The 23,172-nt window shown below is 40.0% G+C and carries 18 protein-coding genes; 7 read left to right on the top strand and 11 right to left on the bottom strand.

Features of this window, described 5'->3' with window-relative positions; genetic code table 11:
- Positions 1–406: 406 nt before the first annotated feature.
- The 8 genes from H5183_RS06980 to dapB form a co-directional block, all read right to left on the bottom strand.
- On the bottom strand, positions 407–1,786 hold the full coding sequence (locus tag H5183_RS06980) for an ATP/GTP-binding protein (protein ID WP_182731293.1): 1,380 nt from the start codon (positions 1,784–1,786) through the stop codon (positions 407–409).
- Position 1,787: 1 nt separating this feature from the next.
- Positions 1,788–2,789, bottom strand: coding sequence for a reverse transcriptase family protein (locus H5183_RS06975; protein WP_182731292.1), 1,002 nt, complete (start codon positions 2,787–2,789; stop codon positions 1,788–1,790).
- Between the two features lie 426 nt (positions 2,790–3,215).
- The gene (locus H5183_RS06970; protein WP_182731291.1) at positions 3,216–4,472 is read right to left on the bottom strand and encodes a site-specific integrase; all 1,257 of its coding nucleotides are present in this window, start codon (positions 4,470–4,472) and stop codon (positions 3,216–3,218) included.
- A gap of 289 nt (positions 4,473–4,761) precedes the next feature.
- Entirely contained in the window at positions 4,762–5,808 is a 1,047-nt protein-coding gene (locus H5183_RS06965; protein ID WP_182731290.1) for a S66 peptidase family protein, read from the bottom strand.
- A 128-nt stretch (positions 5,809–5,936) separates the two neighbouring features.
- Positions 5,937–6,413, bottom strand: coding sequence for a transcription elongation factor GreA (gene greA / locus H5183_RS06960; RefSeq protein WP_145233085.1), 477 nt, complete (start codon positions 6,411–6,413; stop codon positions 5,937–5,939).
- A 49-nt stretch (positions 6,414–6,462) separates the two neighbouring features.
- Positions 6,463–9,681, bottom strand: a complete 3,219-nt coding sequence (carB, locus tag H5183_RS06955) for a carbamoyl-phosphate synthase large subunit (RefSeq protein WP_149982336.1) — start codon at positions 9,679–9,681, stop codon at positions 6,463–6,465.
- Between the two features lie 16 nt (positions 9,682–9,697).
- Positions 9,698–10,834, bottom strand: coding sequence for a glutamine-hydrolyzing carbamoyl-phosphate synthase small subunit (gene carA, locus H5183_RS06950; RefSeq protein WP_145233083.1), 1,137 nt, complete (start codon positions 10,832–10,834; stop codon positions 9,698–9,700).
- Between the two features lie 207 nt (positions 10,835–11,041).
- The gene (gene dapB, locus H5183_RS06945; protein WP_145233082.1) at positions 11,042–11,839 is read right to left on the bottom strand and encodes a 4-hydroxy-tetrahydrodipicolinate reductase; all 798 of its coding nucleotides are present in this window, start codon (positions 11,837–11,839) and stop codon (positions 11,042–11,044) included.
- A gap of 271 nt (positions 11,840–12,110) precedes the next feature.
- Between dapB and H5183_RS06940 the strand changes: the two genes are divergently transcribed.
- Complete coding sequence (locus tag H5183_RS06940) at positions 12,111–13,424, top strand: Na+/H+ antiporter NhaC family protein (protein ID WP_145233394.1); 1,314 nt, start codon at positions 12,111–12,113, stop codon at positions 13,422–13,424.
- Positions 13,425–13,499: 75 nt separating this feature from the next.
- The gene (locus H5183_RS06935; RefSeq protein ID WP_182731289.1) at positions 13,500–14,282 is read left to right on the top strand and encodes a nucleoside-binding protein; all 783 of its coding nucleotides are present in this window, start codon (positions 13,500–13,502) and stop codon (positions 14,280–14,282) included.
- A 77-nt stretch (positions 14,283–14,359) separates the two neighbouring features.
- Here the strand turns inward: H5183_RS06935 and H5183_RS06930 are convergent, their stop codons facing one another.
- The 3 genes from H5183_RS06930 to pssA all read right to left on the bottom strand — a co-directional run bounded on the left by H5183_RS06930 (position 14,360) and on the right by pssA (position 16,816).
- Positions 14,360–14,890, bottom strand: coding sequence for a GNAT family N-acetyltransferase (locus H5183_RS06930; protein WP_182731288.1), 531 nt, complete (start codon positions 14,888–14,890; stop codon positions 14,360–14,362).
- Complete coding sequence (locus tag H5183_RS06925; protein ID WP_182731287.1) at positions 14,891–15,343, bottom strand: GNAT family N-acetyltransferase; 453 nt, start codon at positions 15,341–15,343, stop codon at positions 14,891–14,893.
- Positions 15,344–15,490: 147 nt separating this feature from the next.
- Entirely contained in the window at positions 15,491–16,816 is a 1,326-nt protein-coding gene (pssA, locus tag H5183_RS06920; RefSeq protein WP_182731286.1) for a CDP-diacylglycerol--serine O-phosphatidyltransferase, read from the bottom strand.
- 288 nt (positions 16,817–17,104) lie between these two features.
- Here pssA and trxB point away from each other — a divergent pair, with 288 nt between their 5' ends.
- The 5 genes from trxB to infA all read left to right on the top strand — a co-directional run bounded on the left by trxB (position 17,105) and on the right by infA (position 23,096).
- Complete coding sequence (gene trxB, locus H5183_RS06915; protein WP_182717361.1) at positions 17,105–18,055, top strand: thioredoxin-disulfide reductase; 951 nt, start codon at positions 17,105–17,107, stop codon at positions 18,053–18,055.
- A gap of 327 nt (positions 18,056–18,382) precedes the next feature.
- Positions 18,383–21,196, top strand: coding sequence for a bifunctional aconitate hydratase 2/2-methylisocitrate dehydratase (locus H5183_RS06910; RefSeq protein ID WP_182731285.1), 2,814 nt, complete (start codon positions 18,383–18,385; stop codon positions 21,194–21,196).
- Positions 21,197–21,373: 177 nt separating this feature from the next.
- Positions 21,374–22,090, top strand: coding sequence for a leucyl/phenylalanyl-tRNA--protein transferase (gene aat, locus H5183_RS06905; RefSeq protein WP_145233076.1), 717 nt, complete (start codon positions 21,374–21,376; stop codon positions 22,088–22,090).
- Positions 22,083–22,787 (top strand): arginyltransferase, encoded by a 705-nt coding sequence (locus H5183_RS06900; RefSeq protein WP_182731284.1) that lies wholly within the window; start codon positions 22,083–22,085, stop codon positions 22,785–22,787. Before aat ends, H5183_RS06900 begins: the two co-directional genes overlap by 8 nt.
- A 90-nt stretch (positions 22,788–22,877) precedes the next feature.
- Complete coding sequence (gene infA / locus H5183_RS06895; protein WP_002962494.1) at positions 22,878–23,096, top strand: translation initiation factor IF-1; 219 nt, start codon at positions 22,878–22,880, stop codon at positions 23,094–23,096.
- Positions 23,097–23,172: the final 76 nt, after the last annotated feature.

Here is a 23,172-nt window from a genome sequence, read left to right as displayed (position 1 = left end):
TCGATAATGTTGCGCCACTGCTCAAGGTTACGCATTTTTCTCATGGCTATCTCCTAATTGAAATTCAGAAATAGCTTAATCGGTTTGACGAGTTATTGGCAGGTGCACTTTGCTAGACGCTTACGCTTAAACAAATATTTTGGAAGACATTATTGATAAATATTTGCACTTCCACTTAATCGAGAAAGTGCAACTTTGAATGGAACCTAAAAACCTATTAAAGATACTCTCATATAATAACTTTAAAAAACTTAGTTTGACGTACTGAAGCTAGGTAGAATTCACAAAAGGTAGGGCATTTTATGCCTGAAAACACAAAGGTGAGTTTAAGCTAAGTTCATAGTTTAATTAGCTAAAAATTATATTAAAAAGTTACTGCGACTACTTTAAATCCTATTGCTACCTGTCAGTCAGGGTTTAAAAAGCTAATCAATTGGTGTCTAAACTCCTTCACTCCATCAGGATTTAGTTCTTCTAAGTAGGCGTATATACTTGTCTTAGACATAAGAGGCACACCTGTATGAACTTTTTTAGTTAACTTCCAGAATAGATTTTTTGCTTGTTTACTAACGCTACCACCCTCAATTGAATCTACTCGAGGTATTTTATCATCGCCATTTAGATAACAATCGTAAATTGCTTTTTCAATACTTGAGAACGGTAGTAGCAATATATCGTTTCTCTCTTGAACAAAACGCTCATCTGACTGATCACCATCAAGTGCAGCTACAACATTTTCAGATTCTGATAAAAACTCTTTATCCATATTTCTAGACAGCAAATCAACAACTTGAGAACCGCCCGCAACATATATAATTAAGTGCTTGAAAAAATTATCGTTTGTAGAAGAGCTAATTATATAATCCATATACTCTTCCAAACATTTGTCTTCTGTTAGAATATATTTATCGAAACCTGTAAAGCCATACATAATACTTTTAACAAAATTATAGGAGCGTGGTGTTACTGTCACGCAATCTCTATCCTGATTTCGCTCCATATAGTATAGCTCTTCATCATTAAGCGTCTTCATTAATGCAAGAGAGTGCGTGGTAAATACTATATTAGTTTCATATTTGTCACAGTATTCTCTAAGGACTCTTACAAGGTTGACCTGAGCACTTGCATCAAGCGAAATATCAATTTCATCTATTACGATCAGCTTTTTACCTTGCTGAATTTGTTTGAAAAGATTAATAACAAAATATTCACCTGAGCTGAAGTAGTCCTCACGAATGTAGTACCTTTCAATCTCATCTTTCAGTATAAAATAGTAACTTACTCTCTTGATGTCTACCTGCTTTAAATTCTCAAATCTGCTATCACCATATACACTTTCTAGAAAAGAAATTAGATCGAGAGGTATTGAGTAATCACCTATTGCTATCTTTGCACGGAGAGCTTCATCAATATCAGATAAGCGACTAAAGTGATTAAAACGCTCTCCATGCGGGATTGGTAACTCTACACTTATTAGTGACTTAAGCTCTTCAGGAATTTCCTGTTTACTATCTATACTTTTTAGCAACTTATTGTAAGTAAAATCAATATTTTCGGCGAGGCAATCCACTGAGTATGAAATTTTACTATTTTCATTAAAAATATATGGTGCTGCAGTATCTTGGAACGTACTGTTAATCGAAAGGTTACGTATTGCACGAATTAAAGTAGTTTTTCCAACGCTATTTTTACCTGCAATACACAAAAGCTTGTTTTTTGATAAGTCGAATGAAATTTCTTGCTTGTTTATATGTTGTACATTGCTTACTAAAATTTTTATATTCAAGCTATTTCACCGACTTTCTTATGAACATATCAATCATTGTATTACCATACTTCCGGCGTAACTTAGATACGTATTGCTTATCCATCGAGTTAAAAGCTATCAACTTCCCAGATAATGTTCCTATCGCAAGCTCTCGAAGTGACTTTTCACCTAACTCCGCTTCAGTATTACAAAAGGTACTCTGAAAATAATTTTCAAATTTATTACTGTCTGTTAAGTAAAAATATAAGAGAGTTTCAATTTCTTTTTTGTCAACGCTAGGAATTGTAACAACCCCATTTGGTAAAACGTTAAAACCTAACATTTTAAAGTTATGACCTTTTTTATGTAGCTTAGTCTTCAATTTATTGATTGTAATTCCTGCGTTTATGTATTCACTTAACAGGTTACTCACAACTGACTCGATATCTTCTGAAAAATGGTCTGTTTTACTTGATATAATTAAATCATCAGAATATCTAGTATAAGTAAGGTGGTGCTCATTACAGTATTTATTGAGTTGATTATCAAACTCAAATAAACAAATATTACTCAGAATCGGCGAAGTTGAAAAGCCCGCTGGAATATGGTTATCAAAAACGACTAGCTCTATAATTTTATCTATGTATTTTTCTATATCTAAAACAGGAGTATTTGTCAGCTGATTAGATAGAGCTCTTCTTACATCACTTTCGTGGATATTACTATAGAAGTTTGACAAATCAGTCTGAAAGAAGAAGTTGTTGCCCGCATGTTTTTCAACTGCGTCTCTGATATTCACGCCTTTCCGATATGAAAACACAACATCAGTGTTGTAATCAGCAAACTCAAAGATTGTATTGTTTAAAAATCGATGTATTCGTTTTAATTTTGATGATGGGGCGTAAAGTGTCCTTCGTTTCAGATTAAACTTCTGAAACTCTGAGCCTACATCTAGCTGAATAAAGTCTTGAAAGGACATTTTCTCATGAAATGTTGAGATAAAAATTTCCCGCAGACTCCGCTTTTGGTTTTCATCAAACAAGTAAATGTTACTCCGCTTACGTACCAAAACATATTAAATAAACGTTAAGTATAACGGCTCAAATGTCAATGTATATATAAATATTGGGTGGTTATGTCTAAGAAGTCAGGGGTGTTAAAATGAGGCTTTTAATAAGCTCTAGATTAACTAGAGATAGTTACAAGTAAAGTTACAATCTTACACCCTATACTCAATCTTATCTTAGACGAGGAATAAGGTGTAAGGGTAACATAATTCATAGCTTGTAGTGACCTTGCATAATGACTGGAGATGCTCCTAGTCGCTAGGTATGTTGACAATTTATAACATGTAACTATAAAAATCAAGTTAAGCTCCATTAATAACTCAAGTCACTTTCTTCAATCAAACCTTTTAAAAAGTATATTTCAAAGAGCTAAAAATAGCCTACGCTTTAAAGGGATTATTTTACGAAATTACTTTCTCTCCCCACTCTTCCAATGCTTTCCTCCTAGCGTCCATGTACTCCTGCATATTATATACGCCCTGCACTCCTTGTAATTGGTGATTCAGTATTTTTTCAATCACTATTGGATCTGTTCCAATATCAGTATCACCTAAGCGAGTAGCGACTGTTCTTCTTAAATCGTGAGGCACAAATTTAGGTACTCCAAGTTCCTCTAGTTTACGACTAATAGAACGTGATAGTGAATGCCTATCAATAGGTTGTTCACCTGGGCCTGATTTATTAGTTGTTGTACTCGGAAATACATATTTAGAATTGAGGTAGCCAAATGCTGCACGTAATTCATCAAGCAAAATAACCATATTTTGGGTAATTGGTACTTTATGGGTTCTCTCGCCATCTTTATTTTGCTTTACGCGCTCGGCAGGGATTGTCCATATCATCTTATCAAAATCAAACTCTTGCCACTGTGCGCCTGTGACTTCTATTGGCCTACAACCAGTTAAAGTAATACACTTCAATGCGTATATAACTTGTTGGCTTATACCTAGTTTTGGTAGACGCTCAAATACTTGAATAACCTCTTCAAACTCAAGCGCTCTGGTTCGCGACTTTTCTAGGCCACCCACACTCTTCTTTTTAACTGTGCTTATTGGGTTACCTTGAATTAAATCTCGCTCTACACCAAAATTAAACATTTGCTTAAGGATAGATAGCGTTTTGTTCGCCTGCGTTTTAGCACCTCTATCTGTTATTGGATCAAGCACCTTTTCAAAAATTTCACGGCGGGTTATTTCTTTAAGTTTGTAATTGCTAATAAAGGGTAGAATGTCTTTTTCAAACATTCTAATTACTGGGTCTATACCTTTTCGATTAACTTTTATGTCTCTTTCAATAAACTCATTTGCTAGCACAACTATAGTGGGTGAGTTATCTTCAATGAACTGTTGTTTTAATGCATGCTGTTTTGTTGCGTATACGTCTTCACCTGAAGCAATTCTACCTTTAAGACTTTCAACTTCTTTTCTTACTTCTTTTAAATCGCACTCACCATAGTATCCGAGAAGGTAATTACGTTGCTTGCCTTTAACTCCACCAAAACGATAATTTAGATAAAGTGCAATTTTACGTTTTTTATCACTTTGCGCTTTACCTACACGGGCATGAAAACCACTTAACTTTGTGTCATTTATTCGTTTAATAGGTTCAGGGACTGAGCTTAGTAAGGAATCGGTTAATAGCATTTTCACGATCGACATATGTAGCACCAAAAGAATAAAAATAAACTATATGCAGCATATATGTAGCATCACCCGTATTCAACTACTTAATTCTACTTATAGCTAATCCCAACTAATTATTTTAATTTATTATATATATAACAAAACGTTAAAAACACATTCGGTTCTACTTACAGCTACTTATTTCTACTTAAACCTAACATTAATTTTTATGAGGTGGCAGGGGTCGAGAGTTCGAATCTCTCCATACCGACCATTTAACTGCCAAACCCTATAAAAATCAATCTCCGCTCAGGTTTTAAATAAATCATCCAAAATACGTTGTTATTTGCGCTTTACACACCACTGTATTTTCAAGCTTCGCGAGCATTCTTACTCTTGCACCATTCACTAAACATAAATTGGGTGCGATATGTCCGATATCAGCATCGATGATCACTGGGAATAAACATTCGCCGAGCGCTAGCGTAAGTGCTTGGTAGTAATCTATAGTTTGCTCAGGGGCGCTGATCACCCCACTTCTTCCGATAATCAACCCATTAATATCGCTAAAAACATTATTCAATTTAAGTGCTATTAAAAACCGTGCTAATGCACTGGGGTGAAGTTCAGCATTTTCTAAATATAAAACCAGTCCATGCGATGCATATTGCTTTTTAAATTCATCCAAGGCTAAAAATGGTGACGCAAGTAATAAACCGAGCGTATCTAAACACCCGCCAAATAACCGCCCGGATAGTTCCACTTCGCGATTATCTTTGACATTTAAGCAGCGCCATTGGCTCGGTTGCGTGAGTGAAAATAGTGCGTCGGGTGTCTGGGCATAATTAATCGCATCACTTTGATAAAATGGTGCCGGTGTTTGTGTAAACTCACCGCCTGCGGCTAATTCAAGCGTTTTAAATACTTGTAAGCAATGAGTATCTTCCTCGCTTGGGTGCAATTGCATTAGGTTAGTACAATGTAATGTGGTCCATCCACATTTGGCCGTTAAAGTACAAGCGAGTGTACTAATGTCAGAAAATCCAACGAGCCATTTAGGCCGCGCTTTTTTAATTGCATTAAAATCCAGATATGGCAGTACTTCCATGGCAAGCTCACCACCCCACGGCGGCATAATTGCGGCAATGCTGTCATCAAGTAAGAACGCCATTAGCTCATCAGCGCGTTGTTTTGCTGGGCTACTTTGTTGTCTTAAGCATTTACCTTCGACTACTTGGTAGCCACGGCGTGTTAAGCCAGAAAGTACGCGTTCCAAACGTGGGTGAAAGATGCTCTCAACACCGGATGAAAATGCGCAAATGGCAATTTTATCGCCGTTTTTTAATGCGTCAGGAAAAGTAATAGCTGTCATCAACATCTGCAAATTATCAATATGTTAGCTTAACGTACCCAATTTATTAAGAAATGTCGAGATTGTTTATGGCATAAAAAAACCGATGCAAGCATCGGTTTTTAAAAACGTGAAAATGAGTAAAGTAATTAAATGTACTCAACCTCAATGATTTCGTATTCCACGTCGCCTTTCGGGGTTTTAATGATCACAGCATCATCTGCTTGTTTACCAATTAAACCACGGGCAATCGGTGAATTAACCGAAATACGGTTATCTTTAATACTTGCTTCATCATCACCAACAATTTGGTATTTAACTTCAGCATCAGTCTCAACATTAACGATTGTTACTGTGGTACCAAAAATAACTTTACCCGTATTTGGTAGTTTAGTCACATCAATGATTTGTACATTTGAAAGCTTAGCTTCAATTTCTTGAATACGGCCTTCGCAAAAACCCTGTTGCTCACGCGCTGCGTGATATTCAGCGTTTTCTTTTAAGTCACCATGTTCACGTGCAACTGCAATATCAGATACAATTTTTGGACGGGTAACTGTTTTTAATTCGTTAAGTTCTTTGCGCATTAAATCTGCGCCACGAACTGTCATCGGAATTGTTTGCATACTTTTCTCACTTAATCCCAAGGCCGATAAACGGCCTTGGCACATTTCCTTAGTTCAATCGCAGGTGTAGTTCTTGAACTGACGTCACTTTGCTGCGGTCGTCTGCTTGGTTAGCAGTACAGTTAGCAAATGCCGCATTCAAGGTCGTTGTATAGTTAGTTTTGTGTTGCAATGCACCACGACGTAACACCTTCGAATCTTCGATCGCTTGGCGACCTTCGGTAGTATTAACGATATAGCTATACTCGCCATTTTTGATTCTATCAAGAATGTGCGGGCGACCTTCAAATACTTTGTTTACACGACGTACTGCAATACCAGCATCTTCAAGTGCAGCGGCTGTGCCACCTGTTGCATCTAGTTCAAAACCTAGGTCTGTCATGGTTTTAGCTAGTTCAACAATACGTGGCTTATCGCTATTACGCACAGATAGTAACGCGCGGCCACCGCGTGGTAAAGTGTTGCTTGCACCTAATTGTGCTTTTGCAAAGGCTTCGGCGAATGTATCACCGACACCCATTACTTCACCAGTAGAGCGCATTTCAGGGCCACGGATAGGATCCACACCTTGGAACTTAGCAAATGGCAATACCACTTCTTTTACGCTGTAGTAAGGTGGTATCACTTCTTTAGTAATGCCTTGGCTTGCTAAAGATTGACCCGCCATACAACGTGCCGCTACTTTTGCAAGTGCCACACCGGTCGCTTTTGATACGAACGGTACCGTACGCGCTGCACGTGGGTTTACTTCGATTAAGTACACTTTGCCATCTTTAACAGCAAACTGTGTATTCATCAAACCAACCACGCCAAGCTCCAGTGCCATGTCAGTTACTTGCTTGCGCATTACGTCTTGCACTTCTTGTGATAACGAATGGGCTGGTAATGAACAGGCTGAGTCACCTGAGTGAACACCCGCTTGTTCAATGTGTTCCATGATGCCGCCGATGATCACTTGCTCGCCGTCGCAAATTGCGTCAACGTCAACTTCAATCGCGTTATCTAAGAAACGGTCAAGTAGTACTGGTGCTTCATTTGATGCAGATACGGCTTCGGTCATGTAACGACGTAAGTCTTGCTCGTCATACACGATTTCCATTGCGCGACCACCTAGTACATACGAAGGACGTACAACCAGTGGGAAACCAATTTCAGCTGATTTTAAAATCGCTTCTTCAGTTGAAGTAACAGTAGCATTTTCAGGCTGAAGCAGGTTTAAACGCTCAACAAGTTGTTGGAAACGCTCACGGTCTTCTGCACGGTCAATCGCATCTGGTGAAGTACCAATTACTGGCACGCCGTTAGCTTCAAGTTCACGGGCAAGTTTAAGTGGTGTTTGACCACCGTATTGCACGATTACACCAACAGGCTTTTCTACACGTACGATTTCAAGTACGTCTTCTAGGGTAATTGGTTCAAAGTATAAACGGTCTGACGTATCGTAGTCGGTAGAAACCGTTTCAGGGTTACAGTTAACCATGATAGTTTCGTAGCCGTCTTCACGTAGTGCAAGGGCTGCGTGAACACAACAGTAATCAAATTCAATACCTTGGCCGATACGGTTAGGACCGCCACCAATAACCATGATTTTATCACGATCAGATGGATTAGCTTCACACTCTTCATCGTACGTTGAGTACATGTATGCAGTATCAGAGCTAAACTCTGCAGCGCACGTATCAACGCGCTTGTATACTGGCACGATGTTTAATAAATGACGCTTTTTACGAATTTCAGCTTCAGACACACCGGCAATTTCAGCGATACGAGGGTCAGCAAAACCTTTACGTTTTAACTTACGAAGGAAATCAGCGCTTAAGCCAGCCATGCCCACTTCGGCAATTTTAGCTTCGTCTTTTAAGATGTCTTCAATCTGTACTAAGTACCAACGGTCAACTTTCGTTAACTGAAACACTTCTTCAACGCTCATGCCGTGACGCATTGCATCAGCAATGTACCAAATACGCTCAGCGCCTGGCTCACGTAATTCACGGATGATTTTTTCTTTCGCTTTCGGGTCGTCAAGTGCCACGATTGGGTTGAAACCCGTTGCGCCAACTTCCAGACCACGTAATGCTTTTTGTAACGACTCTTGTTGGTTACGACCAATCGCCATTACTTCGCCTACAGATTTCATTTGCGTGGTTAAACGGTCGTTTGCACCAGCAAATTTTTCAAAGTTAAAGCGAGGAATTTTTGTTACTACATAGTCGATTGATGGCTCGAACGACGCAGGTGTTTTACCACCGGTGATGTCGTTTTGTAGTTCATCAAGTGTGTAGCCTACCGCTAGCTTAGCCGCGATTTTAGCAATCGGGAAACCGGTTGCTTTTGAAGCAAGTGCTGATGAACGTGATACACGTGGGTTCATCTCGATAATAACCATACGGCCGTCATCAGGATTAACACCAAACTGTACGTTTGAGCCACCTGTTTCAACACCAATTTCACGCAGTACTGCCATAGAGGCATTACGCATTAATTGGTATTCTTTGTCAGTTAATGTTTGCGCAGGAGCAACGGTGATTGAATCGCCAGTATGAACACCCATTGGGTCAAAGTTTTCAATTGCACAAACGATAATGCAGTTGTCGTTTTTGTCACGCACAACTTCCATTTCGTACTCTTTCCAACCGATCAATGATTCATCAATCAATAGCTCGCTGGTTGGAGAAAGGTCTAAACCGCGTTCACAAATTTCTTCAAACTCTTCTAAGTTATACGCCACACCGCCGCCGGTGCCGCCCATAGTGAAAGAAGGTCGAATAATACACGGTAAACCAATGCGTTTGATGATGTCTTTTGCTTCATCCATTGAATGGGCAATTTCAGCACGCGGGCATTCTAAACCGATATTTCTCATTGCGATATCGAAACGTTCGCGGTTTTCTGCTTTATCGATTGCATCAGCTGTTGCGCCAATTAGCTCAACACCATGCTTTGCCAATACACCGTGCTTGTCTAGTTCTAGCGCACAGTTCAATGCGGTTTGACCACCCATTGTAGGTAGTACTGCATCTGGCTTTTCTTTTTCAATGATTTTTTCTACCACTTCCCAATGAATTGGCTCGATGTAGGTCGCATCAGCCATATCAGGATCGGTCATAATTGTTGCAGGGTTTGAGTTAACTAAAATAACTCGATAGCCTTCTTCTCTAAGTGCTTTACACGCTTGAGCACCAGAGTAGTCAAATTCACAGGCTTGGCCGATTACAATCGGGCCTGCGCCTAGGATAAGAATGCTTTTTATGTCGGTACGTTTTGGCATTGTTACTCCGGTTTAATTAGTTGTTACGCGCTTGCATCAAATCGATGAAGTGGTCAAATAATGGGGCTGCATCGTGTGGACCTGGGCTTGCTTCAGGGTGACCTTGGAAGCTAAAAGCAGGTTTGTCGGTGCGGTGAATACCTTGCAACGTTCCGTCAAATAACGATTTATGCGTAGCACGAAGGTTATCTGGTAACGTTGTTTCATCGGCAGCAAAACCATGGTTTTGCGCAGTGATCATTACTACGTTACGGTCTAAATCTTTCACTGGGTGGTTACCACCGTGATGACCAAACTTCATTTTCACTGTTTTTGCACCCGAGGCAAGGGCTAACAATTGGTGACCTAAACAGATACCAAAAATAGGAATTTCAGTTTCTAAAAAGGCTTTAATTGCTTCAATGGCGTAAGTACACGGTTCTGGATCGCCCGGGCCATTCGATAAGAAGATACCATCTGGGTTAAGTGCTAACACGTCAGCTGCCGAGGTTTGTGCAGGTACAACGGTTAATTTACAACCACGGTCTACAAGCATACGTAGAATATTACGCTTCACACCGAAATCATAAGCAACAACGTGAAACTTTTCATCGGCTGCGTTTAGAGTTTTGAACCCTGCGCCTAATGTCCAGCTTGATTCACGCCACTCGAAATTTTCCTTGGTTGATACTACTTTCGCTAAATCCATACCTTTTAAGCCTGGGAAGGCTTGCGCAGCTGCGAGCGCTTGGTTTTCATCTAATTCGTCACCTGCAATAATACAACCGTTTTGAGCGCCTTTATCGCGCAAAATACGGGTAAGCTTACGGGTGTCGATGTCTGCAATACCTAAGATATTACGTTCTTTTAAGTAATCATCTAACGATTGCTCGTTACGGAAATTACTTGCTAGCAGTGGCAAATCACGGATCACTAGGCCTTTAGCCCAAATGTGACTCGCTTCTTCGTCTTCGCTGTTAGTACCCGTATTACCTATGTGTGGGTACGTCAAAGTTACGATTTGTTCCGCGTATGAAGGGTCAGTCAGAATTTCCTGATAACCAGTCATTGATGTATTGAATACTACTTCACCGACAGACATGCCGTCAGCGCCGATTGCAGTACCGCGAAACACTGTGCCGTCTTCTAGAACTAACAGAGCGGATTTAGTCAAGTTAACCTCCTAACAGTAAAAAACGGGAGTAAAGTCATTTGCTTTACTACCCGTTTATAGCGATTGGAAACACGCAATTATGAATTTTTGGCAAATTAGCGCTATTTTATAGTAATTTGCCTTTTAGGTCTAACCCTATTTCAATAATCAGTAAAAATAAGCCCTATAAGCCAAAAAAGCCACCAAACACCCAAAAAAGTAACTAAACTACTTCAAGTCGAGGACATCTTGCATGTCATAAAGTCCTGCAGGCTTATTTTTCAACCAGCCCGCAGCTCTTACTGCGCCTAATGCAAAGGTCATTCGAGAACTTGCTTTATGAGTTAATTCAAGCCTTTCGCCAGAAGTTGCGAAATATGCGGTATGTTCACCAACTATATCTCCGCCTCGGAGCACCGAATAACCAATTTCATTTTGCGATTTTTCTGTTTCTACTCGGCTGCGATCAAATACCGCAACCTCATCATGCACCCACCCTTTTGCATCGGCAATTGCCTCACCAATGGCAAGTGCAGTGCCTGATGGCGCATCTATTTTATGGCGATGATGCGCTTCAAAAATTTCGATATCTAAATCATCACCAAATTTAGTGGCGGCGGTTTGCACTAAATTCAACAGTAAATTTACGCCTACGCTGTAATTTCGCGCAAACACAATTGGAATCTGCTTGGCAGCCGTTTGTAACGCCAGCATATCGTCGTCATTTAAACCGGTGGTGCCAATCACCATCGGGATATTTTGTGCAACAGCTGTTTTTAAATGCTCACGCATACCCGCTGGGAGCGTAAAATCAATCAGTACGTCGGTATTGTCAACGTTGCGTTCATCACTAAAATTAATTGTCGCAGGTGCTGCGCTATTTAATTGATTAACGGCAATATTTAATAAGGGAGAACTGCTGCGTACATAGGCTGCACTAAGCTCGGTATGATTATTTTTGTGAGCGGCTTCAATTAATGCCAAGCCCATTCTTCCGTTTGCGCCAAATACGCCTATTCGATTCATATTAATAACCTATGCATTTTTTGAGTTGGCTAGATTTTATCTAAAACTCGTGTAATAGTCAGGTAAGCCTTTTAAAAAATAATAATAACAGATACCCATAGACTTTAGCCATCTATACATTTAAACTTCTTTCTTTGCGCCGATTTGGTCTTTGGCTTGCGGGCGCTGTTGAGGTACTTATCATTGTGGTAGGTATGACAACTAAATTCAGCTAAAAGAGGGATGTTTTGGCTGTGTTAGTTGTGCAAGAAGTTATCTAACGAGGAATATGATGCAGCCATCATTTAATAAAACAACAGCAAAACTATCTTTGCTCCCCCTATTAACCTTTGTGGCCTTATTTTTAGGCGCGGGTTTATACCTGCAATCACAAGGGGTCGATTACGCTTTTTATCAGCTCCCTGCCCCTGTTGCTATTTTACCGGCGATTATGCTGGCGTTTATGTTAAATAAAAACACCATTAACCACAGTGTAGAAACCTTTATAAAAGGTGCCGGTCACAACAACATCATTACTATGTGCTTAATTTATTTACTTGCTGGGGCATTTTCTGCCGTCGCAGGTGCAACAGGCGGCGTGGATGCGGTTGTTAACGCCGGTTTATCACTTATTCCACCAGCATTACTTTTACCGGGCTTATTTTTAATTGCAGCGGTAGTATCTACGGCCATGGGTACTTCAATGGGTACTATCGGGGCGATTGGCCCGATTGCGTATGCGGTCTCTATTAAAACCGGTATTGATCCAGCATTAATGGCCGGTACGATTGTGTCAGGTGCGATGTTTGGCGATAACTTATCAATTATTTCTGATACCACCATTGCTGCAACGCGTACCCAAGGCTGTGAGATGAAAGATAAATTCCGTGAGAATTTAAAAATCGCATTGCCAGCAGCTATCCTCACTATTGGTTTATTATTCTTTTTAACTCCTGCGGCTCAAGCAGTAGAAACTAAAGATTACGATATTCTATTAGTACTACCTTATGCATTTATTTTAGTACTAGCGGTGATGGGCTTTAATGTATTTGTGGTGCTGTTCAGCGGTATTATATTTGCGGCACTGATGGGCTTTACTGGCAGTTATGAAGGTGCCAGCTTTGTAAAAGACATTTATAAGGGCTTTACTGATATGCAAGAAATATTCTTGCTGTCGATGTTTATTGGTGGCTTATCAGAGTTTATTCGTATTAACGGTGGCCTTGATTATATCGCGCAAAAGATTCAAGCCATTACTAAAGTCATTGCAAAATGGCACCGGAAAGTGGCAGATCAACTTGGTATTGCCGCGTTAGTTATGACCAGCAACGTATGTATAGCGAATAATACCGTGTCGATTATTGTTGCCGGTCCTATCGCCAAAAAACTTGCCGATGATGGTGAGATCAGCGGTAAGCGTTCAGCAAGCTTACTGGATATTTTCGCCTGTGTTACGCAAGGATCTCTCCCTTATGGTGCACAAGCGTTACTACTTGGCGCAACATTTAAAATTAGCCCGTGGCAAGTATCAACCTCATCTTACTACTGCTTTATATTGGCATTTACTGCTATAGCTGTAATTTGCCTACGCCGAAATAAGGCATAAATACTTAAGCAGATGCGCTCACGTTTGGGCGTATCTGCTATACTTTGCACTTTACTCCCCATTAAACATATAGTTATGAATATAAAATCAACATTATCTTTATTCGCCCTTTGTGCAGTTAGTACATCTAGCTTTGCTGCAAATTGGAGCACAACGCAACTACATTTAAACTACGGCGATTTTAAAAACCCATTTACTGAACAAGAAGCAGGTACATCAATCGCTTCACTGCAACACGCCTCTGGCTATGACTATGGTGATAACTTTTTCTTCATAGATTACATTAATGATAATGTTGATGATGGCTATCAAGACCGTGACTTTTATGGCGAATGGTATTCAACTTTTAGCCTTTCTAAAATAACCGGTAATGACTTTTCGTTTGGCGCTATTGCTGACGTTGGATTAACAGCGGGCTTTAACGCCGCAGGTGATGCTAAGGTATTGAAGTATTTACCCGGTGTTAAAGTAAATTGGCAAGCGCCAGGATTTAGTTTTTTATCAACCCTAGTTACGGCCTATATAGATGATAACGAGGGTGTTGCGCGTGGCGGCGCGCCTATTGAAACTAACAGCTGGATGCTAGATGTTGCATGGGGTTACCCGTTTTCGATTGGTTCACAAAAATTTAATATAACTGGCCATGTTGAATATATTGCTGAGCGCGAAAATGAATTTGGTGAAGATGTTAAGGCGTGGATCTTAGCGCAGCCTATCATTACTTGGGACTTGGGTAATGCCATCAGCATGAAAGAAAACACCTTACTACTTGGCCTTGAGTGGCAATATTGGCACAACAAGCTAGGGACCGATACCACTGAGTCGGTACCGCAATTTCATGTTGAGTGGACGTTTTAGCGAGTTAGCGAGTTAGCGATAATAATAAAGCGCGATATTAATTGTATTGCGCTTTTTTTACTTACCATGAACACAGATCACGTTAGCTTTATTTCATAAACACCTAAACGCTGCTGTTGCTGATTAGCAAGGAAGATTGATGTCTCTTTTTGATAATATTTAAATTGTGCGCCTGCGCGTTGCACAACCTTTATACTCGCTAAGTTTTCCTCTAAACAACAAAACTCAATCACTTTTGCATGACTATTATTTTTTATATAAGGCACTATTTTAGTAAGCACTTGATTCATGGCTCTTTGCCCGCGTGCAAAATCAGCTAACCAATAACCGCATTCAGCACCCTTACTGTCAGGATCAATGTGTTTAATACCAAATACACCGCTTAAGCGATCCTCTATATATACCGCAAACCACTGAGAACCTGCTTTACCGCTGTGTAGTCGTTCATATATATAACGTTTAGTTGAATTAACATCTATTACGTCATCCACCCAAGGTAAAAATTGACTCAGATTTTCCCGACTATCGGCGATAACTTGGTAAAGTTCAACTGCGTGACTAATATCTAATGGCTTTAAAGTTATTGAATCTGAAATCACCAGTTCCATTTAGTCAGCCTCAACTACTTTTGCTAAACGCATATGTAGCAGCGGAAACGGCTTTCCTTGACCATCTAATTCAGAGCGCCCTATTTGCTCAAACCCTCTACTTAAATAAAAACCATGGGCTTTAGGGTTTTGCTCGTTAACATCAACATGAGTTGCCGCTAAATTATCAATCGCGTAATTAATTAAGAACGTGCCAACCCCCTTCGCAAAGAAAGTCGGCTCAACAAACAGCATTTCAATATTGCCGCCAGCAACGCCAATAAACCCAATTATTTTTCCACTGTTGTCTTTACAACAAAAAAGACTAACAGCATCAAAATAATGTGTCAAAATCAATGGTTTCAGTTCATCTATGTGTTGTTGGGTTAAAAAGTCATGGGTATGAGAAACGCAAGCTTCCCAGATCTCAATTAAAGAGGCGTAATCTTTTTGCTCGGCGGATTTAATAAGCATTGTTAGTTCCTTTGAATATTAAAATAACCATCATCAGTTTTGCAAAAATATTGTAGCGGAGTTGGGCAACAGCTCCGAGGCTAAATCAACAAAAAGCAGCGTAACCGCTGCTTTTATAGTACTTACATTTTAGTCTCTAACTTTGCGTTAAATAAAACGCTTAATAATAAAATCAACTTTGACACGCTTAGCTTGCCCCAGCAGTTTTTTAACCGCTGGCGGGTAATCGTCCATGGTTTCTAAATCTTCGGCACCGTTTAAACGACGACAGTGTTGTAATATCTCGGCTCTTTCATTGTCGATTGCTGGCATGAGACTTTGCTCAGGATCTTCTAATAAAATGCCATTTTCGATATCTAATCCCCAGGCACGAGGATTTAAATTATGACCACTCAATAAATGATATTTACGATCAGCACAAATACCTTTCAAATGAAATGAGTTACTTTCATGCTGCCACAAATACACATTTAAATTACCGTTAATAATATGGCGCTTTTGCGATTTTAAAAATTTATGCAAAATCGTTTCATACAAGTATGGCAAAGCACCTATTTTACTAAATGGTTCACTTGGTGGCAGGTAAAAATCATTCGCCGTTTTATCGCCTACTACGATTGTTACTTGCTTGCCCTGTTTTAGTAAGCGGCGCAAGGAACGCATTAACGGTGCAGGAAAATTAAAGTATGGGGTATACAGCACTAACTCTTGCTCGGTGGCATCAAATAAGGATTTGATCACACGATTAAGCTCGTTATTACGTCGTCCCAGTCCTAAAAATAGTCGCACGCCAAGTGCTTGCTCATTTTGCTCCACATTGTGAGCGTAGTTAGCTTGCTTTAATGAACGCATCAATTGTTTTTGTGCGATTTTAATATCATTAAACTTTGTTAAAGGCCGCACATCAATACGTGGAACGGCTTCAGAACTCAACAATTCATGTTCAATAAAGTCAATCACAGAATCACATAGTGAGGCCTGCTCGACTAAAAAATAGCGATCTAACCGGTAGCGCTCTTGATACTGCAAATACACATTATTTAAACTCGCACCGCTGTAAAGCAGCGTATCATCAATTACAAAACCTTTTAAATGCAGCACCCCAAAAAGTTCTTTTGCTTTTACTGGTACGCCAAAAATTTGTACATTTGATTGATATTTTTCTTGATATTCACAATATAAACTGGCGTTACCATCTGACTTTGCCGCACCAATTAAACCGCGTTGGGCACGATGAAAGTCAACCAACACTTTTACATCTAATGCGGGGTTTGCTAATGAAGCCTGATGTAACGCTGCTAACACTTCACGCCCTGCTTCATCATCTTGCAGATAAAGTGTGGTAATATAAATACGTGTTTTTGCCTGCGCAATCAGTGCTAGTAAATGCGTGCGATATTCTTGTGCATTGGTTAAGACGTTAACGTCTTTTGAAGTCAACCCGTACGCGGGTTTTTCCTGCCAAAATAACATAATTGCCTATTCACTTAGGTCACCCTTAATCAGGGTCACAAATCAAAATTAGTTAAAACATATCAAAAAAACACAGCTTGGTCATGAATTAACGTCGCATGCTGAGTTAATACTGAATTAATAGCTCAGATATCATACAAATCGTACACTTATCATGATTCTAGTACACAATATTTGACAGCTTTGTGATTTAGAAAAAAAAATAATCGCCGCTTTTATTTACTTCCCTCTTGTTTCTCTTAAAATCGAGCGCATTAATACGCTATTAAACGTTTAGGATATAAAAACATGAGTGAAGTAAAACATTGTAAGTTGCTAATTTTAGGATCTGGACCTGCGGGTTACACTGCAGCAGTTTACGCAGCACGCGCAAATTTAAACCCGGTATTGATCACCGGTATGCAACAAGGCGGTCAACTTACAACAACGACTGAAGTTGAAAACTGGCCGGGCGATGCTCACGGTTTAACAGGTCCTGCATTAATGGATCGTATGAAAGAGCATGCCGAGCGTTTTGAAACTGAAATTGTCTTTGATCACATTCACACTGTTGATGTAACTAAGCGCCCTTTCACGCTAACTGGCGACCAAGGTACTTACACGTGTGATGCGCTGATCATTGCAACGGGTGCATCTGCTAAGTACTTGGGCCTAGAGTCTGAAACTAACTTCCAAGGCCGTGGTGTGTCTGCCTGTGCAACCTGTGATGGTTTTTTCTATAAAGGTCAAAAAGTTGCGGTTGTTGGTGGTGGTAATACTGCGGTTGAAGAAGCGCTTTATTTATCGAACATTGCTGATGAAGTACATGTAATTCACCGTCGTGATAGCTTCCGCAGTGAAAAAATCTTAGCCGATCGCCTCGCTGAAAAAGCAGCAAACGGTAACGTAGTCATGCATTATAACCGTACGCTTGATGAAGTACTGGGCGACCAAATGGGTGTTACCGGTGTTCGTATCAAGGATGCAAACTCAGAAGCCACTGAAGAAATTGATTTAGCGGGCGTATTTATTGCAATTGGTCATAAACCAAATACTGATATGTTTGTTGGCCAACTTGAAATGAAAGACGGCTACTTAGTGGTTGAGTCAGGCCTAAACGGCAATGCAACACAAACAAGTGTACCAGGTGTTTTTGCAGCAGGTGATGTGTCTGATCATATCTACCGTCAAGCAATCACTTCTGCTGGTACTGGCTGTATGGCAGCACTTGATGCTGAGCGTTTCTTAGATAACCTATAAGTTTACATAACATATAGTAAGGGCTGAATTTTCAGCCCTTTTTTTGTGGCCAAAAATTATAAAGGCTCATCCAACACCGAAAAGTACTCATTGCAGTCGCATCAACATTCACCACACTTATACTCGGAATCAATCATATTTATACAATTAATGGCTTAGGTGCGATAGGATCTAAGTTCGAGCAATGAATATCGTCAAAGTATAGTAAGTAAAACTAGCTATAATTATAGTTAGGCAGAAAAGCTTTATTCATTTAGGCATTACTAGAGACTGTAAAATCAGTTAAAATGCTTAACTTCATATCAAGTAAAATACCGAGAGTTTTCTATGAGTTTGTATACAAAATATATGGAAGAAATCCAAACCCGTAAAACGGAGCTTGGATTAAACCCACAACCAATCGATAGCGCTGAACTAGTATCAGAAATCATTAATCAAATTAAAGATACTAATAACGAGCACCGTAAAGATTCACTGCATTTCTTTATTTTTAATACATTACCAGGAACAACCAGTGCTGCGGGCGTTAAAGCACAGTTTCTAAAAGAAATTATTTTGGGTGAAGAGCAAGTTGCAGAGATCACTCCAGAATTCGCATTTGAACTGCTTTCACACATGAAAGGCGGCCCGTCAATTGAAATGCTAATTGATTTAGTATTTGCTGATGACGCAACAATCGCAGCACAAGCGGCTGAAGTACTTAAGACTCAAGTATTCTTATACGATGCAGATATGGCTCGCATAAAAGCGGCATACGAAGCAGGCAATGCAATTGCTAAAGAATTACTAGAGAGCTTCGCACAAGCTGAATTCTTCACAAAATTACCTGACATCGAAGAAAAAATCGATGTAGTAACCTATATCGCCGGTGAAGGCGACATCTCAACTGATTTACTGTCTCCAGGTAACCAAGCCCATTCACGTGCTGACCGTGAACTACACGGTAAATGCATGATCACTGAAGAAGCACAGCAAGAAATTGTTGCGCTTCAAAAGAAACACCCTAACGCTAAAGTAATGCTTATTGCTGAAAAAGGCACGATGGGCGTTGGTTCATCTCGTATGTCTGGTGTGAATAACGTAGCACTTTGGGCGGGTAAACAAGCAAGCCCATACGTTCCTTTCATCAACATTGCACCTGTTGTTGCAGGTACTAATGGTATTGCGCCAATCTTTTTAACAACGGTTGATGTAACTGGCGGTATTGGTCTTGACCTTAAAAACTGGGTTAAAAAAGTAGACGCAAACGGCAATACAGTGACTGATGAAAATGGTGATGCAGTGCTTGAAGAAGCGTACTCTGTTGCTACTGGTACTGTGTTAACAATCAATACTAAAGAGAAAAAGCTTTATAACGGTGATAAAGAACTGGTTGATATTTCATCAGCATTCACACCGCAAAAAGTTGAATTCATGAGAGCCGGTGGTTCTTACGCCGTTGTATTCGGTAAAAAACTACAAACGTTTGCTGCTGAAACGCTGGGCATTGAAACTCCACTTGTGTATGCACCTTCAAAAGAAATTTCACATGAAGGCCAAGGCTTAACAGCGGTTGAAAAAATCTTTAACCGTAATGCAGTAGGTGTACTATCAGATACGCCACTTCACGCAGGCTCAAATGTTCGCGTTAAAGTGAACATCGTTGGTTCGCAAGATACAACCGGTCCAATGACGGCACAAGAATTAGAAGCCATGGCTGCTTCAACGATTTCACCACTTGTTGATGGTGCATATCAGTCTGGTTGTCACACTGCATCTGTATGGGATAGTAAAGCGCAAGCAAACATTCCTAAACTAATGGCGTTCATGAATAAGTTTGGTTTGATCACTGCACGTGACCCGAAAGGCGTTTATCATGCAATGACCGACGTTATTCACAAAGTATTGAACGACATTACTATTGATGACCGCGCAATCATCATCGGTGGTGACTCGCATACACGTATGTCTAAAGGTGTTGCCTTTGGTGCCGACTCAGGTACGGTTGCTGTTGCACTTGCAACCGGTGAATCAGCGATGCCAATTCCTGATTCAGTTAAAGTGACGTTTAAAGGCAAAATGGCTAAGCACATGGATTTCCGCGACGTTGTACATGCAACGCAAGCGCAAATGCTTAAGCAATTTGGTGGCGAAAACGTGTTCCAAGGTCGTATCATTGAAGTACACATTGGTACCCTAATGGCTGACCAAGCGTTTACCTTCACTGACTGGACTGCAGAGATGAAAGCAAAAGCATCAATCTGTATTTCAAATGATGAAACGTTAATTAAGTCAATTGAACTTGCTAAGTCACGTATCCAAATCATGATCAACAAAGGGATGGATAACGAGGCGCAAACGCTACAAGGTCTAATCGACTTAGCTGATAAGCGTATTGCAGGTATTCAATCTGGTGAAGAGCCAGCACTTTCTCCAGACGACAACGCTAAATACCACGCAGAAGTTGTGGTTGATTTAGACCAAATCGTTGAGCCAATGATTGCCGATCCAGACGTAAATAACGATGATGTTTCTAAGCGTTATACTCACGATGTGATCCGCCCTGTTTCTTTTTACAACGACAAGCCTGTTGATTTAGCTTTTGTTGGTTCGTGTATGGTTCACAAAGGCGATATGAAAATTATTGCTCACATGCTACGTAACCTTGAGAAGAAAAACGGTTCTATCTCATTCAAAGCGCCATTAGTCGTTGCGCCACCAACATATAACATTGTTGATGAGCTTAAAGCGGAAGGCGATTGGGATATCCTTGCTAAATACGCAGGGTTTGAATTTGACGATGCAAAACCAAAAACGGCTGCACGTACTAAGTATGAAAATATCTTATACCTAGAACGCCCTGGTTGTAACCTATGTATGGGTAACCAAGAAAAAGCTGAACCTGGTGACACTGTTATCGCAACATCAACACGTCTGTTCCAAGGCCGTGTAGTAGCCGATACATCTGAGAAAAAAGGTGAGTCACTACTGGGGTCAACGCCAGTTGTAGTTCTTTCTTCTGTTCTGGGTCGTTTCCCGACTATCGAAGAGTATAAGTCTGCAGTTGAAGGTATTGACCTTACATCGTTTGTACCTGTTGAAGAAGCGATGACAACTAAGTTCAACGCAGGTCAAGCAGTACCCGTAAAAGTGGTTAGCTAATTCGATTAGTTAATGGTTCAATTAAGCGCGTTTTTTAACGCGCTTTTTTATGCCTACAATTTGCCTATCAGAAGTAAGCCCTGTACGAGGCTATGGATAACACAATAATTTGTGGTTTGTGAATTTAAAGCAACAGGTTACACTTTATCTTGATCATTCAGTTATTCAATCGGTGTTATGACTAAACAACTTTATCAACTCGCTAAAAGCCACTTTGCTTTTCCTGATCCCACCCATGCATTAGATGATCCAGATGGTTTACTTGCCATTGGTGGATGCTTATCTGTAACGCGATTAAAAAATGCCTATCGCTACGGTATTTTTCCATGGTTTAGTGAATACGAGCCAATTATGTGGTGGTCGCCAAGTATGCGCGGCATCATTGAACTCGATGAATTTCATATTAGCCGAAGCTTACGCAAGCATCTGAAAAAAAATCCGGTTAAAGTGACTATTAATACCGAATTTACTCAGGTGATTGAAGCCTGTCGCCAACAACGCTTAGAAACCGATGGCACCTGGATCACAAAAAAAATGCTCAACGCTTATAAAGATGCACATAAAGCAGGCTTAGCGCATAGTTTAGAAATCTGGTCAGACGACAAACTTGTTGGTGGCTTGTACGGTATTATGCAGCATGGCGTATTTTGCGGCGAATCAATGTTCCATCATCAAGCTAATTGTTCAAAATTAGCCATGTGGGCATTGGTCAATTGGTTGAAACGTCACCATGCGCATTTTATTGACTGTCAGCTTGAGAATCCTTATTTAGTCACTTTAGGTGAAAAAGTGCTACCGCGCTCAGAATTTTTAACTAAACTAAAACAAGCAGAAGAGTTTATTATTCCAACAACAATGTGGCAACCTCAGGAGCTTATCGCTATTTATGACTGAACACTTACCTGCTCGTTTAGGTTTAAGCCAACAATTTGATTGTAGCTACCTAGCCGATCGCCAAGAGCAATTATTAGTCATTTTGGATCCAAGTTGTTATACCCCGGGCAAATTTGAGCAATTACTGGCCCTCGGTTTTCGTCGTAGTGGTGACCAAATTTACCGACCACACTGCCCTGTTTGCAGCGCATGTAAGTCTGTGCGTGTATTAGCTAAGGCATTTTTACCGACAAAATCACAAAAACGTAAACTTAATAAAGCAAAAAATGCCTTTAGTGTGAAATATTCAGACCAACAACGCCCTGAATACTTTCCGTTATACAGTAAATACATTACCGAGCGTCACCAAGACGGTTCTATGTACCCACCAGAACAAAGTCAGTTTAACAGCTTTATATTTTGTCACTGGTTACCAATTACTTTTATTGAATTATGGGACCAAGAGAAACTGGTTGCAGTTGCGGTAACTGATTGTATGCACAACGCTGTTTCTGCTATTTACACTTTTTTTGATCCTGATTATGAGCACTTCAGTATGGGCACAATTATGATTTTAGAGCAGCTCAAATTCGCCAAACAATACGATAAAGAATTTGTCTATTTAGGTTATCAAATTGATGAATGTGCAAAAATGCGTTACAAAACCCAATTTTTACCTGCCCAAAATAGGGTTGCAGACCAGTGGCTGGCTATTTAATTTACAAAAATGCCTACTGCGGCTTTACTTATTGGTGTATTTTCGGCAGAATCTGCATCGTTTAACTATTAAAGAGGTGTTACGCTAAACATGGCGAAAGAAGACGTAATCGAAATGCAAGGGACGGTCCTTGATACTTTACCAAATACAATGTTCCGAGTTGAGCTTGAAAATGGTCACGTAGTTGTGGCTCACATTTCAGGTAAAATGCGTAAAAACTATATCCGCATTTTAACCGGCGATAAAGTTACCGTAGAAATGACCCCATACGATTTATCAAAAGGTCGCATCGTATTCCGTGCTCGCTAAGTTAGTGCGTTAACGAAATATCAAGTTTTTAGCTAAGTTGTCTGAGTAACTTAGTTACTTTCTACATTAGCTTGAA

The organism is Pseudoalteromonas sp. SR44-8 (assembly GCF_014163635.1).
GTDB classification, from domain to species: domain Bacteria; phylum Pseudomonadota; class Gammaproteobacteria; order Enterobacterales; family Alteromonadaceae; genus Pseudoalteromonas; species Pseudoalteromonas rhizosphaerae.
Note: the sequence above shows the minus strand (reverse complement) of the source record. Positions and strands in the feature narration are given on the sequence as shown.

Coding starts and splice junctions, on each gene's coding strand:
- infA (WP_002962494.1), top strand. CDS start 22,878: ATGGCGAAAGAAGACGTAATCGAAATGCAAGGGACGGTCCTTGATACT.
- H5183_RS06930 (WP_182731288.1), bottom strand. CDS start 14,890: ATGGAACTGGTGATTTCAGATTCAATAACTTTAAAGCCATTAGATATT.
- H5183_RS06970 (WP_182731291.1), bottom strand. CDS start 4,472: ATGTCGATCGTGAAAATGCTATTAACCGATTCCTTACTAAGCTCAGTC.
- H5183_RS06965 (WP_182731290.1), bottom strand. CDS start 5,808: ATGACAGCTATTACTTTTCCTGACGCATTAAAAAACGGCGATAAAATT.
- greA (WP_145233085.1), bottom strand. CDS start 6,413: ATGCAAACAATTCCGATGACAGTTCGTGGCGCAGATTTAATGCGCAAA.
- H5183_RS06935 (WP_182731289.1), top strand. CDS start 13,500: ATGAATATAAAATCAACATTATCTTTATTCGCCCTTTGTGCAGTTAGT.
- H5183_RS06925 (WP_182731287.1), bottom strand. CDS start 15,343: ATGCTTATTAAATCCGCCGAGCAAAAAGATTACGCCTCTTTAATTGAG.
- aat (WP_145233076.1), top strand. CDS start 21,374: ATGACTAAACAACTTTATCAACTCGCTAAAAGCCACTTTGCTTTTCCT.
- trxB (WP_182717361.1), top strand. CDS start 17,105: ATGAGTGAAGTAAAACATTGTAAGTTGCTAATTTTAGGATCTGGACCT.
- pssA (WP_182731286.1), bottom strand. CDS start 16,816: ATGTTATTTTGGCAGGAAAAACCCGCGTACGGGTTGACTTCAAAAGAC.
- H5183_RS06900 (WP_182731284.1), top strand. CDS start 22,083: ATGACTGAACACTTACCTGCTCGTTTAGGTTTAAGCCAACAATTTGAT.
- dapB (WP_145233082.1), bottom strand. CDS start 11,839: ATGAATCGAATAGGCGTATTTGGCGCAAACGGAAGAATGGGCTTGGCA.
- H5183_RS06910 (WP_182731285.1), top strand. CDS start 18,383: ATGAGTTTGTATACAAAATATATGGAAGAAATCCAAACCCGTAAAACG.
- carB (WP_149982336.1), bottom strand. CDS start 9,681: ATGCCAAAACGTACCGACATAAAAAGCATTCTTATCCTAGGCGCAGGC.
- H5183_RS06940 (WP_145233394.1), top strand. CDS start 12,111: ATGCAGCCATCATTTAATAAAACAACAGCAAAACTATCTTTGCTCCCC.